Here is a 15,640-nt window from a genome sequence, read left to right as displayed (position 1 = left end):
TCGCGATCGTCGTCGTGCGCGCCTATCGTTTGATAGTCAGCATCGCCACGGGATCATTTTTGGTAGAAACCGCCGAGGCGTTGGTTTTGATCTTTTCCGCCTTGGGTTTGCGGACTTCCTTGTTCGACTTACGCTGGCTCTTCGCCATGCCCGTGATCCTCGGAGCGATACGCTCGTGTGCAGGGTACGCCATTTAACGGAAACGGGCGCATGAATTCGGTCGGCCGGGGAGAGGGACGGCCTAATCGACGTAGTATACACGTCTACATCACGACACGTCGACTGGACGTCAACTCAGTCCCAACGCCCGATCATGATCCTGCCCCGGCCCGACGATGCGGTGGACGAACACCCGGTCGGGCAGTGCCGAATAGAGGATGCCATAGCCCTTCCACGATCGTCGGCGAATACCGTGGCGCTCGTAACGCGGCACCAGCGGGAAACCGTGCGGCAGTTCGCCCAGCCGCCCCGCAACATCGCGCAGTTCGGCGACGAAAGAGACGGCACGGGGTGGATTGTCCCGGGCAATGAAGCGGGCGATGTGTCGTAGGTCGATCACGGCCTGCGACGACAGGACGACCTTCACGAACGGTGCTGGCCGTCCGTCGTCGCCAGTTCGATCAGCACCGCGTCGCATGCGGCATCGAGGTCGACCCCGCCGCCCGCCGCCATCTCCGCCAGGCTCTGCGCGATCGAGCCGTCGAGATCACGCAGCCAGCGCTCCTCGTTCTCGATCCCGCCGCGGTCGCGACGGATCAGGTCGCGCACATAGTCGCTGGCGCTCGCATACTGCCCGCTGTCGATCCGGTCCTGCACGTAATCCCGCATCGGGTCGGGCAGCGATATGTTCATGGATGCCATGCCGGTGTCTCCGCCAGTATCATGGCAAAGATTGCCATGCGCTGCAATCAGACACCGCATCGTCTGATTGTCGACAGTTCGACGAGTCGATAGTCACACTCGTAAAATGTATCCGTTTTCACTGGCCTCGCAGCCACCCCGTGATCGAATAGCGACGATAAGCCGCAGCGCGGGTCACCTCCGACACGCTGTGCATCTGAGGTACCCGGAACAGGTTCAGCGTGTTGAAGCGCGGCTCCACCGCCTGGGCCCAGCCGTCATCGCCGGCGTGGAACAGCAGCAATCCGCCCCATTCGGTCCGCCACATGGGGTTGAGGCTGAGGACATAAGCCGCATGACGATGGCGCCCCGCCACGGCGTCGTCATGCCCGGTCAGGAAATCGCCGGGCGCATAGGCGGTGGCCTGCGCATCCGCGAAATCGATGCCGTCCGCACCGGTCACCATCCGCAGGAACGCTCGCGGTTTTCCCGAGGACAGCCAGGAGGCGAACGCCGCCAGCGGATCGTCGCTAGTGCGGCGTGCTGCCTCGTCGTCGGGCACGCGGATCGTTTCGTAGCGATACTGGAAGCCGGCACGCGCCGCGGCATACACCGCCGTGTCCAGCGCGGCGCGCTGCTCCTCGGACATCGCTGCGCGTGTGGCGCGATCCAGCTCCATCACACGCCCGCCGCTGTTCAAAACCTGACGCCAGTCGGTCCGCTCCCGCAGCATCGCGTGCAGCATCGTCGCGGACTCAGGGGCGAGGATATCGACGATCTGCAACCGCCCGTCCCGCGCGAAGCGGGCGGCGAGGGCGGTCGCGTCCAGCGCCGGGTTCAGGGCAAAAGGTGGCGATGACATCGGTCCGGCCTTATGCCACGCCCAGCCGGCAAATCGAAGAGATTGCCATATTTTCGAACCGAGATGGGGAGGGTAGGGGATGCAGCGGCTGTTCGATATCGCGCCGACGATCGACATCGGCACCGCAGCCGCGACGTTCGCGCGGGACGGCCGCGTGCAGATCCGCGATTTTCTGACCGACCCGTGCGCACACGCCATCCGCCGCATTCTCGCATCGGAGACACCGTGGGGAACGGCGTGGCAGGCCGGCGCTGGCGGTCCGTCGTCGATGCGCCGCGAAGAACTGCGCGCCATGTCGCCGGAACAACGCACGACGCTGGCCGTGGCGGTCAACACCGCGGCCGCCGGGCAGGATTATGCGTTCCGGTTCGCGCATTATCCGATGATCCACGCCTATCTCCAGGCATGGCAGCCAAGCGGGCCGCATGACGCGCTGGTCGAACATCTGAACGACACGCCCTTCCTCGACACGGCTCGCGCGATCACCGGCATCGCGTCGATCATCAAGGCGGATGCACAGGCCACCTTCTTCAGCGCCGGCGATTTTTTGGCGGTGCATAACGATAGTCATGAAAACGAAGGTCGGCGCGTCGCCTATGTCCTGAACCTCTGCGACGAGGACTGGCGGCCCGATTGGGGCGGTTATCTGAACTTCCTCGACGCAGACGGCGATATCATTGCCGGCTGGCGGCCGCGGTTCAATGCGCTGAACCTATTCCGGGTGCCGCAGGCGCATCACGTCACCTATGTTCCGCCATTCGCGCGGGCGACCCGCTTCGCCATCACCGGTTGGCTTCGTGACCGGTAATGGCGCAGGTGGCATGTCCAACCGGACATCAGTCGTTTCCTACACGTCAGCACGTTAGGTGATCTGACGACGGCGTCGGTCTACGACCGAGCACCAGCCTGGTAGCGGCCTGGATGCCGACAGTGACAATAGCCGCAATCATGACCCGCACCTTATGATGCCGCGTCCGTGCCCGAGTCCAGCGTTCACCTGCGAACATGATTTCGCCCGACAGCGCGCATGCAAAAGCGCCTGCACGGTGTCCCGTACAGGCGCTTTACGCTCCGTTTCCGGAAGGACGGCGGGCGCTAGGCCCGCCGTCCGCGATCAGAACTTGAAGCGCGTGGACACGAAGAAATCGCGGCCGAGCACGTCGTACGTACCGGGGAAGGTGTTCGCCTGCTGCTGGTTGCTGCCGAGCACCGTCGGGTTCTTGTCGAACAGGTTGTTGACGCCGATCGACAGATTGTACTGGTCGGTGATGTTGAACGAGAAGCTCAGGTCGACCAGGTTGTAGGCCGGGATACGCTCGACGAAGAAGTCCGACGTATCGTCGTCGTCCCGCACTGCCGACAGGTGACGCCAGCGCAGGCTGGTGGTCAGGCCGCCGTCGATCCACGACACGCGCGACGTCCACTTGTACTTGGGCGTCGGGTTGCCGCAGGTAAGCCCGAAGGTTCCCGCGCACTTGGTGACGATATCGGGCTGCTCGGCGACCGGGGTCAGGTCGCTCTTCCGGGTGTAGGTGCCCAGGAAGAAGAAGGCCAAGCGGGAGTCGTCGCGACCCATCATCGAGAGCGGGAAGCGCGTCTGGTAATCGACCTGAACGTCGACACCCTCGGCCTTCAACGTCGACACGTTGGCGGTGCCGATCAGCGGCAGGACCGTGCCGTCGAACTGGCCCAATGCGTTACGGGTCCCGACGAACGCCTGGCAATAGGGGCTGCTGATGTCCTGTAGAACGTTATAGCAGAGGTCCAGCGTGTTGACCAAGCCACCGCCCAGCGAGGACACCGTGTTCTCGACCTTCAGGTTGAAATAGTCGGCCGTCATCGACAGGCCCGGCAGGAAGCTGGGACGCAGCACCACGCCGGCGGTGTAGGAGTCCGAAACTTCCTCCTGAAGGTTCGGGTTACCGCCCGTCTGGATCTGGATCTGATTGTTGATCTGAAGTCCGGGGGTACCCACCAGATTGGTCGGGACGCCGGTTGCGACGCAAAGGCCACGGATCGTCGCGTTGGCCGCGGCGGAGGCCAGGGCGCAAGGGTCCTGCGCCTGCGGGAAGTTCACCGCACCGCCGGCGAACAGTTCCGCCACGTTCGGCGCACGCACCGCCCGCTGGTACTGACCACGGAAGGTGATGTCGCGGATCGGCGAATAGGTCGCGCCGCCCGCATAGGTCCAGACGCCCCCGACGTTACCGAGCGAATAGTCGGAATAGCGACCCGCAGCGGTGAGTTCGAGGTTGTAGACGCCCGGGATACGCGCTGCGACCGGGATCAGCAGCTCGCCGAACACTTCCTTGACGTTGTAGCTGCCGATGGTGGCATCGCCGGCGTTGAAGCCGATGACGTCACCCGACGACAGCGCCGTGTCGGGGATGAACTCCGCCGACAGCTTGCGATACTCGCCACCGGCCGCGATGCTGACGTCACCGCCGCCCAGGCCCAGGTTGAACAGGCCGCCCGACACCGAGGCGTTGGCTACCTGCAACACCGAGATGTCGCCGTTCTGCGCCACGATCGAGATCTGATCGACCATCGCCGGGGTCAGCGTGCCGGGGCCGAAGATGTTGATCGCATCCGCCGAGCCGTTCAGACCCGCCTGGAATGCCGCGCGCGAAATGTTGCCCGCCTGCACGTTGGCGTTCCGGGTCCGCGCATAGCTATAGTACGCGTCGTAGTTGAAGCCCTCGGCGATCGGACCCTTGACGCCGACCAGCATGCGGAACGCGTTGCGCTCGTCGAGCGAGTTGCGGCCACCCGTCTCCAGCACGCGCCGCTGCACGGACAGCGGCACGATCCCGTCACCTAGGACCGTGTTGGCAGCGATCGCAACCGTGTCGAGCTGACGCAGCGCCGCGATGTTGGCGGCCGACAGGAACGGCGACACCGCGTTGATGTTCACCTGGAACGTGCCGGTCACCGGCGTCGCCGCCAGTTCGTTGGCAACGCGGTTGTTGACGAAGCTCGCCTCGACATACGCCGTGTTGCCGCCGCCCATGTCGTAATCGGCATAACCGCCGAGAAGGTAACGCTCCTGTGGGACCTGCAAATAGTTGGCCGGCGCGAAGTTGTAGAGGTCGGTCGCCACGCGTGGACGGCTGACGCCCGGCTCCGTGAAGAACGCGCCGCCACCGCAGAAGATGTTCCCGGTCGGGCAGGCCGCGCCATAGGTAGAGGTCAGGCGAGCGGTCGGCGTCGTCGACGAACCGCCGGGGATCAGCGCACTGCCGTCGCCATTATCGCCCAGAGCTTCGCGCGAGTAGCTGCGTGCGCCCTGGAAGATCGCCTCGCGGCGGAAATACTCGGCATACACGGTCGCGTGACCGCGATTGTCGGCCAGCGCCGTACCGAGTGCGACATAGCCCTCGTAACGACGGCCGTCGCCGCGCTCGGTCAGGCCGTACTGGCCACCGGCTTCGACACCGCTCAGGTCGGTGCGCAGGCGGAAGTTGACGACGCCGGCCAGCGCGTCCGAACCATAGACCGCCGATGCGCCGCCCGTGACGACGTCCACGCCCTCGAGCAGGAAGGCCGGGATCGTGTTCAGATCGGTGATCTGGCTCGCATCGTAGAACATCCAGCGGCGGCCGTTGACCAGCACCAGCGTGCGGTTCTCGCCCAGACCGCGCAGGTTCAGCGTCGAGACGCCGCCACCCGGGTTGTTCGAGAAGGCGGTGCTGCCCGGGATCACCTGCGGCAGGGTGTTGATGACCTGCTCGACGTTCACCGTGCCGGACAGCTTGAACTCTTCCTGGCCGACGACCGCGATCGGCGCGGCGGTTTCGAGGTCGCGGCGCGCGATGCGCGATCCGGTCACGACGATCTCGCCACCTTCGGCAGGCTCACCGGTCGCGTTCTGGTCGATGTTGTTGGTCGGCGTGCCGGTGCCCGAATCCGGGCCGGGGCCGGTCTGGGCATGGGCCGGTACGATGGCCAGAACACTGGCAGCCAGCGTGGTCGCCAGCAGACGCGAACGGAAGTTCATGTAAAATCACCCCTTTAGCTACAACAAAGACTTTGCGCCCGCGCTTGTGCGCGTGACGCATTTTTTGGTCCCCGGATGTTCTGATCGCACCCTTATTGGTTACAAACGTAGCGTCGAGTGAAACACTATTGCAACGTAGACGACGGGATAATGCGCTCGGATCGGCCATTTTCACAGGCGATGTTGCATATCAGGCACAGTGATCCGACCGGGCATCGTGCATGACGCAGATGACTGGAAAAGAGATAGGATTATGGTCGATGCGACGTTTTGAGCGCGTGATGTTGGCGGTGCCGCTTATGGTTCTAAGCGCGCCTTCGACAGGGCAGACGGCTGGCAAGGACACCGGCGATAAGCTCATCGAGGCCGTCACCCGCTGCCGCTCGATCACCGGCCCGACCGAACGGCTGGCCTGCTTCGATCGGGCCTCCTCGGCGCTCGAAACCGCGCGTGCCAGCAACGACATCGCCATCCTCAGTCGCGAGGAAGTGGCCGAAAAGCGACGCTCCTTGTTCGGGTTTCAGCTTCCCACGACAAACCTGTTCGGACGCGCCGGCGAGAAGATGCCCGAGATCCAGAATCTGGACTCGACGGTGCGCAGCGTCGAGCGTTCCGGCCGCGATCGCTGGGTCGTCGTCCTGGCCGACGGATCGACCTGGAAAACCGCGGAGGCCTCGCGCTTTCCGCCCGAAACGGGCGACAGCGTCAAGATCAAGCGCGCCGCACTCGGAACCTATCTCGCCTCCTTCGACGGCACCCCCAGCCTCCGCATCGCGCGAGTTCAGTGATGCCCGCATGCGATCTGGTCGGACGCGCCGATCGGCATCGAGGGCCAGGGTCGGGATCAGCAGGCGGCAGCTACCGTGCTGGGCATTCGTAACGAATGGCACGTGCAGACGGCCCATGACACGGCGGCCATCGCCGGCATATTCACGCAGGCCGGCATCGCTACGCCGGTGCTGCATGATCCGATGCCACCAGAACCGCGATGACGGACTCGATCACGCAACATCTGTCCCTTTCGGTAGAATGGCCGGCAGGAGCGCGTCCTCCGGCATGGAATCTCGCGCGCACGCGCGACATGGCGAAAGCGCTGGCGCAGGTACATCCGCTGTTCGCCGAGCTTTCCCCACGCGGGCGAGGCGGCAGCTTCGAAACGATGGAGGCGATGCCGCTGGTCGATGACCTCACGGTCGAACAATGGCTGGATCTGGCCCGGTTGCACGGTCGCCGGTCGGACGCGGATCCCGGTACCACGATCGTCTTCTGGAATCGCCGGCGGGCGGAGGGAGAAGCCCAGCTCGTCGAGATCCACTACGACCAGCCCGGCGGGCCGGCACACCCGCGCCTTCCCCGGCGCCCGAACGAAATACGCTTTCCCGCCCTCCCGCCGCAGATGCAGGCACGGGATACTCTCCTGTCGCTGATCGGGGCCTGTATCGACGCGTTCGATGCCTATCGCGCCGATGTCGCCTGGCTGATGCAGGCGCCGGTGCGACCGATGGAACCTGCCCGCAGCACACTCGCCTATCGGCTGTTATGGCTGGGCGAGGGCGTCGCGTTCCCCGAGGATGCCGAGGCGCGTTATCGCTATCCCGCGGACCATCCCGAACCCGAAGGATCCGATCCATGGCGTGTCGGCACCCTGTATCGCTGGCCCGACGCCGACCTCGAAGCGTCCGTCCGATAAGCGGGTGGGCCTAGATCAGACGAACGGCCAGTAGCCTCTACCTGCGTATACCTGTCGACACCTCGACACGTCAGATCATCACGCGTTCGACCTCGTCCAGCGTCACGCCGTCGTGGCGACGGTCGTAGAGCTGCGTCGTGCGGGTCGAGGAGTGGTTCGCCATCGCCGCGGCGCGTTCCAGCGTGCCGCCATTCTTCAAATAGGCGGTGATCCCCGTCGCCCGGAACGAATGGTTGCCGATCGCCGTCCCGATCCCCGCTGCAAGCCCGCGCCGGCGGACCATCTGATAGGCATTGGCCTGGGGCAGGGGGGTCCGGCTCAATTGGCCGGTGCCGCGCGCGATCGTGCGGAACAGCGGCCCCTTGCGATCCTCCGCCAGCCCGCAGCCATCGATATAGGCGTGGAGATACTCCTCCAGATTATGGTGGCACGGCATCTCGTGCAGCTTGCCGCCCTTCTCGTGCAGCCGCACCCACAGCCGGCGGTTCTGCGTAAAGGCATCCTCCACCCGCATCGCCAGCGCCGCACCGACGCGCGCGAAGCTGTACGTCATCAGTGCGATCAGCGCGCGGTCGCGTAATCCTATACATGTCGACACGTCGATACTGTCGAGCAGGGTGCGCGCCTCGTGCGGGTCGAGCACCGGCGTCTTGCCGCGCCGCACGCTATAGGCGGGACCGCGCACCGACACTGCGGGGTTGGTCGGCACCACCTGCGTCCGCACCAGCCAGTCGAACAGATGCCGCACCCCCGCCAGCCGCTGCTTGACGGTCGGCACCGAAACCTCGCGGCCCAGTTCCTCGATCCAGGCGGCGACGTGCAGCGGCTGGATTTGCGGCAGGGCAGTGACGCCCCGCTCGCTGCACCACGCCAGGAAGTCGCCGCAGCCGCGCGCATAGGCGCGCCGCGTGTGGACGTTCCGGATCGTCGCCGCGAAGAACTCCAGGAACCGCATCTGCGCCTGCGGCTCCGCCTCCGCGATCAGCACCGGCAAGGTCAGCGCGGGCGCAGGGGAGAGGGGGCTCAGCATCATCGCGCCACCACCATGAATCACGCGGATTCCGGGTGCAATCGGCAAATGGCGAAGCCCGTAGACGGGAGCGTGACGAAGTCGGGCCCACTCCAAATTTATCCCCATTCGCGGCAGACGGCAGCTACGCCACCAACCGATCAATTGCCTGATCCCATGCGACTTTCGTCGCCCGGCGCGGTTGGCGTCTATGCTCCCGCGCGGTAACCCCGCCCTCCGTTACGGAGGTTTGCCTGATGCCCTATCCCGCCCCCTATGTTCCCGATCCCGCGCGCTATGATGGCCGGATGCCGTATCGGCGTACCGGCCGCAGTGGCCTCAGATTGCCGGCGATCAGCCTCGGGCTCTGGCAGAATTTCGGCGGTGCCGACGTGTTCGAGACAGGCCGTGCGATCCTGCGGCGCGCGTTCGATCGCGGCGTCACCCATTTCGATCTCGCGAACAATTACGGGCCGCCCTACGGCTCGGCGGAAGAGAATTTCGGCCGCGTCCTCGCGACCGACTTCGCCGGTCACCGCGACGAGCTGATCGTCTCGACCAAGGCGGGGTGGGATATGTGGCCCGGCCCGTACGGCGACATCGGATCGTCGCGCAAATACCTGATCGCCAGTTGCGAGCAGAGCCTGAAGCGCATGGGCCTCGACTATGTCGACATCTTCTACTCGCACCGCGTCGATCCCGACACGCCGCTGGAGGAGACGATGGGCGCGCTCGTCCAGCTGCATCGGCAGGGTAAGGCGCTGTATGTCGGCCTGTCCTCCTACGAACCGGGCCTGACGCGACAGGCGGCCGCGATCCTCGCCGCGGAGAAGGTGCCGCTGTTCATCCACCAGCCGAGCTATTCGATCCTCAATCGCTGGATCGAGCGTGAGCTGCTGGGGACGCTCGACGATCTCGGCACCGGCTGCATCGCCTTCTCGCCGCTAGCGCAGGGGATGTTGACCGACAAATATCTGGGCGGCGTCCCCAAGGACGCACGCGCAGCGCGTGGAGGGTCGCTGTCGGAAACGCTGCTGACCGACCGCAATATCAACGCGGTCCGGGCGTTGGACGCGATCGCGAAGGGACGGGGCCAGACGCTGGCGCAGATGGCGATCGCCTGGGTCCTGCGCGATCCGCGCGTCACCTCGGCGCTGATCGGCGCGCGCACCGTGGAACAGCTCGACGATGCGCTCGATGCGCTCGGCAACCTTGATTTCGAGAGCGACGAACTCGCCGCGATCGACGCCGCGGCCCCCGATGGTCAGATCAACATCTGGTCGGGATCGTCCGACATCACCGTGCTGCCGAAGGCGCAGGGCCTGAAGGTATAGGGCCTGAAGGGGTAAGGGACCCCGGCGTAAACGATCGGGGTGGCACAGGCGGGAACGTCCCGCCTGTGCCACCCACTGTGCTTCTCCCGGTCGATCAGAAGCGGAAGCGAGCGCCGATACCGTAATAGCGGCCCTCTTCGCGGATATCGCGCGGATAGGAGCGATCCTGCGCATATTGGCGATAGTTGTTGAACGGCTTCGCCAGGATGTTCGCCGCGTCGAACGTCAGCGTGATCTGCTTGATCGGCGTGTAGTTGAACGAGAAGTCCAGCCGCTCGATATTCTGCGTACCCTCGCCGTCGTAGAAATCGGACGTCGGCAGGAACTGGTTGTTCAGGAACGCGGTGCGGTTGTTGAGCGACAGGCGCGTCGAGATGACGCCCTTCTCGTAGAACAGGGCGGTGTTGTACGTCCATTTCGACAGGCCGGGGATCTTCACGAACGGGGCTGGCGTCGCCGATCCGGTCGCTGCCAGGAAGAGATTGGCCGGGAAGCGGTTTTCCCCCTTCAGATAGGTGACGTTCGCCTGGACGCCGAACCCGCTGAGCAGGCCGGGCAGGAAGTCGAAGAAGGTCTGCGCGCCGACCTCGAAGCCCTTGATCCGGCCCTTGCCCGAATTCTCCGGCCGGCTGATCTCGATCAGGCCATAGACCGGGTCGATCGTACGGGTGGTGAAATTGTTGATGAAGCCATTGAGGTCGCGGTAGAATGCCGCGGCGGTGATCGATGCCGTCTGGCTGAAATAATATTCGACCGACGCGTCGTAATTCTTCGACGTCAACGGCTGCAGGTCGGGGTTGCCGCCGCTGCCATAGGCGACCGGGCGGCCCTGCAACGCCAACGGGAAGCGCGTATCGGGCAGGATCGGGCCGGTGATCGGGGCCGTGTTCTGGTCGATCCGGAGCGCCGGGTTGAGCTGGCCGAATTCCGGCTTCGTGCGCGTCATCGTGAAGCCGAAGCGCACCTGCAGCTTGTCGTCGGGGCGGAAGCGCAGGCTGACATTGGGCAGGATGTCGACGTAATTGGCCTTGGTCACGCGCGGCTCCGACACCCGGACACCGTCGAAGAACACGCTGGAAATGCCGCTGTATTTGCCGACCGTGTTGACGACGCGCGCACCGATCAGGCCGTCGACCCTGAGCGAGCCGACATCGAACTCGTACTTGGTCTGGCCGTAGAAGGCGTAGGTCTGTTCCTCCGCGAAGAACGAGTCCTGCGGGTTGAGCTGGATGTTCGGCGTCGCGAACCGGGCCAGCGCGTCGCGATAGCCCTGATCGTTCGGGTTGGCGGCGACGATCTTCACCAGCGAGTCATAGGAGAACTGGCGCAGTGCCTCGGCATTGCCCGCCACGCCGGCACGGGTCGGCATCAGCCAGCTCGTAAAGCCCTGATCGCCGCGGAACACGTTCTGCGTCAGCCCCAGCGGCTGGGCGGGAGTCTGCGCCAGCGTCAGGCCCAGCGTCTCGGTATAGGCATAGCGGTTGCCGCGCTCCAGCGACGCTTCGCGATCGGTCCAGCGCGCACCGAATTGCAGCTTGGGGAACAGCGACACGTTGGTGTCGAGGTCCAGGTCGCCGCGCCATTGCCAGCCCTTGCCCTGCACGCGGTAGATGCTCTCGTAATAGCCGCGCCATTTGTAGTTGGCGGGGTTCTCCGCGTCGAAGCCGGGCAGCGCGAAGGACGAGCCGCCCTTCACGAAGAAGTCGACATCGACCTGCGGCGCGGCGGTCCACGCCGTGTCGAAACTCCATTCGTCGGAGCCGTATTCGCTGCGCGTATAGGCGAGGTCGGTTGACAGGTGCGCCGGGCCGATATCCCACTTCGCGCCGCCTGCGGCCTGATAGGTGTTGGTGTAGCCGTGCTGCGTGCTGCGATATGCCTCCGGCCGGAACCCGCCGGTCTTGGTCAGGCTCTCGACCTGATCGGGCTTGCCGTCGACGAGCACGATGTTGCTGAGCGTGGGGTTGTTGTCGAGCAGCGGCGCGCGGAACCAGTCGTTGGCGATGTCGCCGCGGTAACCCTGATACAGGAAGTCGTAATAGAGCTCTAAATTCCCTGCCGGCTTCCACTGCACACTGGCATTCACCGCCGGCCGCCACCGCTTGCCGCTGTCGTTGTAGACGCCGACCGCGGCGGGGATCTTGAAGTCGCGACCGACCGAGGCGGGGACGATTGTCGTACCCGCGCTGGGGTTGGTCACGAAACCATCGGCCCAGCGCACCGCGTTGCGGTAATGCGCCTGCTGGTAGGAGGCGTTCAGCAGCACGCCGACCTCGCCCAGCGGCGTGTCACCGCGCGCCGACACAAGGACGTTGCCCAGCGGGTCGTACTTCTTGTTCTGGTCGTTGTACGTGCCGCGGATACCGCCTGCGAGGACGAACTTCTCGGTGAAGTCGAAGGGCCGGCGGGAACGCACGTTGATCAGGCCGGCGAGACCCGGTTCGAGCAGATCGGCGGTGCCGGATTTGTAGACTTCCAGACCGGCGAGCGCGCCCGCCGGGAAATCCTGCAACTGCGACCGGCGCAGCTCGGCGGTGAAGATGTCGCGACCGTTGAAGGTGGTGGCGACGTCGGGGAGGCCGCGGACCAGCACCTGGCTGACCTCGTCGCTGAAGCGGTTGACCTGCACGCCGGTGACGCGCGCCAGCGATTCCGCGGCAGTGTTGTCGGGCAGCTTGCCGATATCCTGCGCGACGATCGCGTCGAGGATCGCGTCCGAATTGCGCTTGATCGCCTGCGCGCTGCCGAGACTGGCGCGATAGCCGGTGACGACGATCTCTTCCGGGCTGCGGCCTTCGTCGGCGACCTGGGCGTTGCTGTCGTCGCCGAGGTTTTCGGTGGCCTGCGTACCGGGGCTGCGTCCCTGCGCGGACCGCGTGGCGCGTTCCTGTGCGACGGGAGCCTGCTCGTCGACGCCGGCATCGGGCTGTACGGCCTGTTGCTGTTCCTGCGGCGTGGCTGTCTGGGCAAGTGCCGGCGTAGATGCGAACGCAGCGAACAGCGCCATCGGTGCGGCCGAAGCCAGCAGCAGAACATGCTTCATCAGAATATCCCCCCTTATCAGGCCGCTGTTTCTGCCGCGGTCCTGAGATCGATCCGATTTGTCGGACTAGAGGATTCGTTGTCAATCGATTTTGGAGCAACGATCCACATGCGCAATCGGAATTGTTGCCTTCTCGCAACACGTTACTGGGAGGCCGCGCATCGCCACCAAGCGTTTTCGGTTATTTCTCAATATGCTAGTTTGACCGACCATTTGAGCGCCCTATCAACGCTAAAAATTTCCAATGTGACCCATGCTGGCCATTAACAGTCTGATCGGACTCGCAAAACGCCAGTTCTACGATCGATCCGAATCGGAAGTATGTTGGCGGTTCCGCCACAGTGATGATCGGATCGACGGCCGATACGTATCGGACTGCCAGCATAATCGCTTGCGGATTTCTCGCTTTCAAACTTTTCGGCGCGGCCGGCGTTTGGTGGGTGCCGGTCGACCTGTTTGTCGATCGACCCGCGGCACCGCGCCGCAGAAAACCCCGGGAGTATCTCTATGTTCAAATCCATCGCCCTGGCCGCCTCGGCCATCGCCATGACCGCCGTTCCCGTCGCTGCCAGCGCCGCCCCCGCAGCAACGTCGTCGAACGCCGCCAGCAAGCTGTCGCTGTCCAGCGCCCGCGCCTCGTCGACCAGCGGCAAGTCCAACAAGTTCGGCGGCCCCAGCGCCGGCCCGATCGCAGCCGGCCTCATCGCAGTCGGCATCGCCGTCGGCGCCTATTTCGTCATCGACGATCAGGAAGACGATTCCGACAGCAACTAAAGCCCCGGCTGCGGCATGACTGTGGCTGCGAGTTCGCCCCCACCTGCGGACAACGCGGGTGGGGGCGAATTCGCTAGGACGTCAAAACACAAGTTTTTTGCGGTGAATAACGGGCCAAGCTTACCGATTATCATCGACAAATTGTTCAAGATACCTTGTGCATCCCACTGTCAGCGATGCCGCTCACACCACGTAACCGTCGCGATGCGCAGTGACCGGCACTAGCAGACTTGTGCCAGCCGCTGCCGCTCGACCGCTTCGTCCGCGGTCGCGATCTCGGACCACCATGTGCGTCGTGCGACATGCCAGCGGTAGCCGCGCTTTGAGCGCGTCCTTGGCGGCAAACGGCGCGTCACAGGCTTCGACCTTGAGGGTGGGCTGCCCAGCGCGGGTGACGAGCTCGAGCACCCCGGTGGTATCGCCGCCCGGCAACGACTGGGCGAGGAGGTTGACCGTCGCCCATACATCAGCTGCGGCGCGGTGACCCGGTGGAAGAGGCCGAGCTGCATGAGGAGATGGCCAAGCTTGCGGCCGTCGAGCCCGTGTTCAGGCCAGGAGACCTCGTGGCAGGAGCAGGCCCAGGCACGCCCTGCCGTCGTGGGCAGCCGCTGCTCGATACGCGGTGCATCGAAGGCGGCGTTGTGGGCAATGACGACGTCGCACCCAGCGATGATCCCGGTGGCTTCGTGCTCGTCGATCCGCTGCCCGGTGACATCGGCGTCGCTGATCCCGATCAGCGCGCTGATCGCCGACGGGATCGGCACACCCGGGTCCTCGAACCACTGCCGCATGCATCCAACCGGATTCTGGTCAAATGAATCCACGTGAGCATCGTCGGCCGAAGCCCTGCTAAATTCGCAGCCGGCACCTTCTCCACTCAGATCGCCCCGTGGCTCACCCGGCCCGCCCGATGGCTGTGCAACGCCTCCACCATCAGTTTTTCGTATATTGTCGATATTGCTGCGATGTTTGTATCACGGCGTCCAGTCGAACGAGCAAGCCGCCATCACCTCAACCTGGGCGCCGTTCGCCTTGAGTAGGGCGGCATCAATGCCGCTCACCAGTGCAAAGCGATAACGTCCCGCCTCTAGGAACAGCGGCTCGGGTGCGTCACGGCCCGGGCGTAGACCGTCCAGTTGGTCGGTGTTAGTGGTGAAGACGTTCCGGGTACGCGCTTTGGCCCAAGCGATCGTCTGCGACGGTATGACGAGGTCGTCCGCCTCGGCCGCGCCGTCATAGGGCGAATAGATTTCCAGCAGGCCGCGTTCCGGCGCAACCACGGTCAGGACATGCGCCCGCGTCTCGGCATTCTCCGGCAGCGTCAGCGTCAGCGCGCGTGATGCGGCGTCCTTGCCGCTGATCGTCGCAGGCGAGCAGATCATGCCGCCGATGTCACCCTTTGCCCGGAAGGGGATCTTCCTTGCGCCCGCTACCGCCTGCGCCAGATCGGCGGTGTAGACGACGGCGAGGTCTTGCTTTCCGCCCAGTGTGCCAGCGATCGCGACAGGCGTCGCCGGCGCCGTTGCGGTGGCCGGGCGATCAGCAACCCTGTCCGGTGCGGTTGCCGACGCGTTTTCCGCCCTTCCGTTGCCGGCCGGTCCGCATCCGGCGATGAGCAGGACGGGCAGCAGCAGCGGCGCGAACGTGCGGCTAGCGATACTGGATGTGAAGGTGGTCATCCTCCACCCCTACCGACTGCACGGCGGGATTGTCACAGATCGCGGTCAGCACCGTATCCGGTAGTTCAGCTTTCGACTATAACGAGTCGACGCAGCTCCTGTGTCGAAACTTCACCGCCGCGATATCCGATTTCGGCGCGGCGCTGTGTTACGGCACCTGATTTTACATCATAAACTGACAGGACGACGTCAAACCCTTCCGGTGTATTGCTGGCCGTCAATACAGAAACGATGGCCGCGACGGGCTTTCTACTTAGGCTTAAATCTTTAGGCCGCAAGTATTTCGCCTTGTTATCACGGAGAATGGTATCTCCGGAGGCGCAGACCTTCTGCAAATCACAGTCGGCTTTTGCTCCTTTAAGGCCGATAATTATGAATTTGCCGCCGAGCTGATTTTCCAATCCAGATATCA

At 64.4% G+C, this 15,640-nt stretch carries 16 protein-coding genes; 6 read left to right on the top strand and 10 right to left on the bottom strand.

The annotated features are described in order from the left end of the window. Window positions 1–22: 22 nt before the first annotated feature. From ILT43_RS19740 to ILT43_RS18815, 4 genes are all read right to left on the bottom strand, one after another. Complete coding sequence (locus ILT43_RS19740; RefSeq protein ID WP_275431477.1) at window positions 23–148, bottom strand: hypothetical protein; 126 nt, start codon at window positions 146–148, stop codon at window positions 23–25. 141 nt (window positions 149–289) lie between these two features. Beyond that, window positions 290–586 carry a type II toxin-antitoxin system RelE/ParE family toxin gene (locus ILT43_RS18825; RefSeq protein ID WP_204200535.1) on the bottom strand — a complete coding sequence of 99 codons (297 nt, stop codon included), beginning with the start codon at window positions 584–586 and terminating at the stop codon, window positions 290–292. Beyond that, entirely contained in the window at window positions 583–861 is a 279-nt protein-coding gene (locus ILT43_RS18820) for a type II toxin-antitoxin system ParD family antitoxin (RefSeq protein WP_204200534.1), read from the bottom strand. Before ILT43_RS18820 ends, ILT43_RS18825 begins: the two co-directional genes overlap by 4 nt. Window positions 862–979: 118 nt before the next feature. Then, window positions 980–1,702, bottom strand: a complete 723-nt coding sequence (locus tag ILT43_RS18815; RefSeq protein WP_204200533.1) for a 2OG-Fe(II) oxygenase — start codon at window positions 1,700–1,702, stop codon at window positions 980–982. 79 nt (window positions 1,703–1,781) lie between these two features. Between ILT43_RS18815 and ILT43_RS18810 the strand changes: the two genes are divergently transcribed. Continuing rightward, the gene (locus tag ILT43_RS18810) at window positions 1,782–2,510 is read left to right on the top strand and encodes a 2OG-Fe(II) oxygenase (RefSeq protein ID WP_204200532.1); all 729 of its coding nucleotides are present in this window, start codon (window positions 1,782–1,784) and stop codon (window positions 2,508–2,510) included. A gap of 306 nt (window positions 2,511–2,816) precedes the next feature. On the opposite strand, the gene ILT43_RS18805 is transcribed toward ILT43_RS18810, so the two are convergent. Beyond that, complete coding sequence (locus tag ILT43_RS18805; protein WP_204200531.1) at window positions 2,817–5,699, bottom strand: TonB-dependent receptor domain-containing protein; 2,883 nt, start codon at window positions 5,697–5,699, stop codon at window positions 2,817–2,819. 221 nt (window positions 5,700–5,920) lie between these two features. Between ILT43_RS18805 and ILT43_RS18800 the strand changes: the two genes are divergently transcribed. From ILT43_RS18800 to ILT43_RS18795, 3 genes are all read left to right on the top strand, one after another. Then, window positions 5,921–6,487, top strand: a complete 567-nt coding sequence (locus ILT43_RS18800) for a hypothetical protein (RefSeq protein ID WP_204200530.1) — start codon at window positions 5,921–5,923, stop codon at window positions 6,485–6,487. 75 nt (window positions 6,488–6,562) lie between these two features. Further along, on the top strand, window positions 6,563–6,691 hold the full coding sequence (locus tag ILT43_RS19735) for a hypothetical protein (RefSeq protein ID WP_275431476.1): 129 nt from the start codon (window positions 6,563–6,565) through the stop codon (window positions 6,689–6,691). Beyond that, window positions 6,688–7,389, top strand: a complete 702-nt coding sequence (locus ILT43_RS18795) for a hypothetical protein (protein WP_204200529.1) — start codon at window positions 6,688–6,690, stop codon at window positions 7,387–7,389. The genes ILT43_RS19735 and ILT43_RS18795 overlap by 4 nt, the downstream gene beginning before the upstream one ends. A 70-nt stretch (window positions 7,390–7,459) precedes the next feature. On the opposite strand, the gene ILT43_RS18790 is transcribed toward ILT43_RS18795, so the two are convergent. Then, complete coding sequence (locus ILT43_RS18790; RefSeq protein WP_425530314.1) at window positions 7,460–8,419, bottom strand: tyrosine-type recombinase/integrase; 960 nt, start codon at window positions 8,417–8,419, stop codon at window positions 7,460–7,462. 236 nt (window positions 8,420–8,655) lie between these two features. Here ILT43_RS18790 and mgrA point away from each other — a divergent pair, with 236 nt between their 5' ends. After that, a complete protein-coding gene (mgrA, locus tag ILT43_RS18785; protein ID WP_204200527.1) occupies window positions 8,656–9,732 on the top strand; it encodes an L-glyceraldehyde 3-phosphate reductase in 1,077 nt (358 codons plus the stop codon). Between the two features lie 94 nt (window positions 9,733–9,826). Here mgrA and ILT43_RS18780 read toward each other — a convergent pair whose 3' ends face one another. Then, window positions 9,827–12,775: a TonB-dependent receptor gene (locus ILT43_RS18780; protein ID WP_204200526.1), complete on the bottom strand. Its 2,949-nt coding sequence runs from the start codon at window positions 12,773–12,775 to the stop codon at window positions 9,827–9,829. Between the two features lie 507 nt (window positions 12,776–13,282). On the opposite strand from ILT43_RS18780, the gene ILT43_RS18775 reads away from it, so the two are divergent. Then, window positions 13,283–13,549, top strand: a complete 267-nt coding sequence (locus ILT43_RS18775; RefSeq protein ID WP_204200525.1) for a hypothetical protein — start codon at window positions 13,283–13,285, stop codon at window positions 13,547–13,549. A 221-nt stretch (window positions 13,550–13,770) separates the two neighbouring features. On the opposite strand, the gene ILT43_RS18770 is transcribed toward ILT43_RS18775, so the two are convergent. The 3 genes from ILT43_RS18770 to ILT43_RS18760 all read right to left on the bottom strand — a co-directional run. Beyond that, window positions 13,771–14,340 carry a hypothetical protein gene (locus ILT43_RS18770; protein WP_204200524.1) on the bottom strand — a complete coding sequence of 190 codons (570 nt, stop codon included), beginning with the start codon at window positions 14,338–14,340 and terminating at the stop codon, window positions 13,771–13,773. A 183-nt stretch (window positions 14,341–14,523) separates the two neighbouring features. Beyond that, a complete protein-coding gene (locus ILT43_RS18765; RefSeq protein WP_204200523.1) occupies window positions 14,524–15,228 on the bottom strand; it encodes a hypothetical protein in 705 nt (234 codons plus the stop codon). A gap of 65 nt (window positions 15,229–15,293) precedes the next feature. Beyond that, window positions 15,294–15,640: hypothetical protein (locus tag ILT43_RS18760; RefSeq protein ID WP_204200522.1), on the bottom strand; the 347-nt coding region annotated here is incomplete at its 5' end.

The organism is Sphingomonas longa (genome assembly GCF_016892685.1).
In the GTDB taxonomy this organism is placed as follows: domain Bacteria; phylum Pseudomonadota; class Alphaproteobacteria; order Sphingomonadales; family Sphingomonadaceae; genus Sphingomonas; species Sphingomonas longa.
Note: the sequence above shows the minus strand (reverse complement) of the source record. Positions and strands in the feature narration are given on the sequence as shown.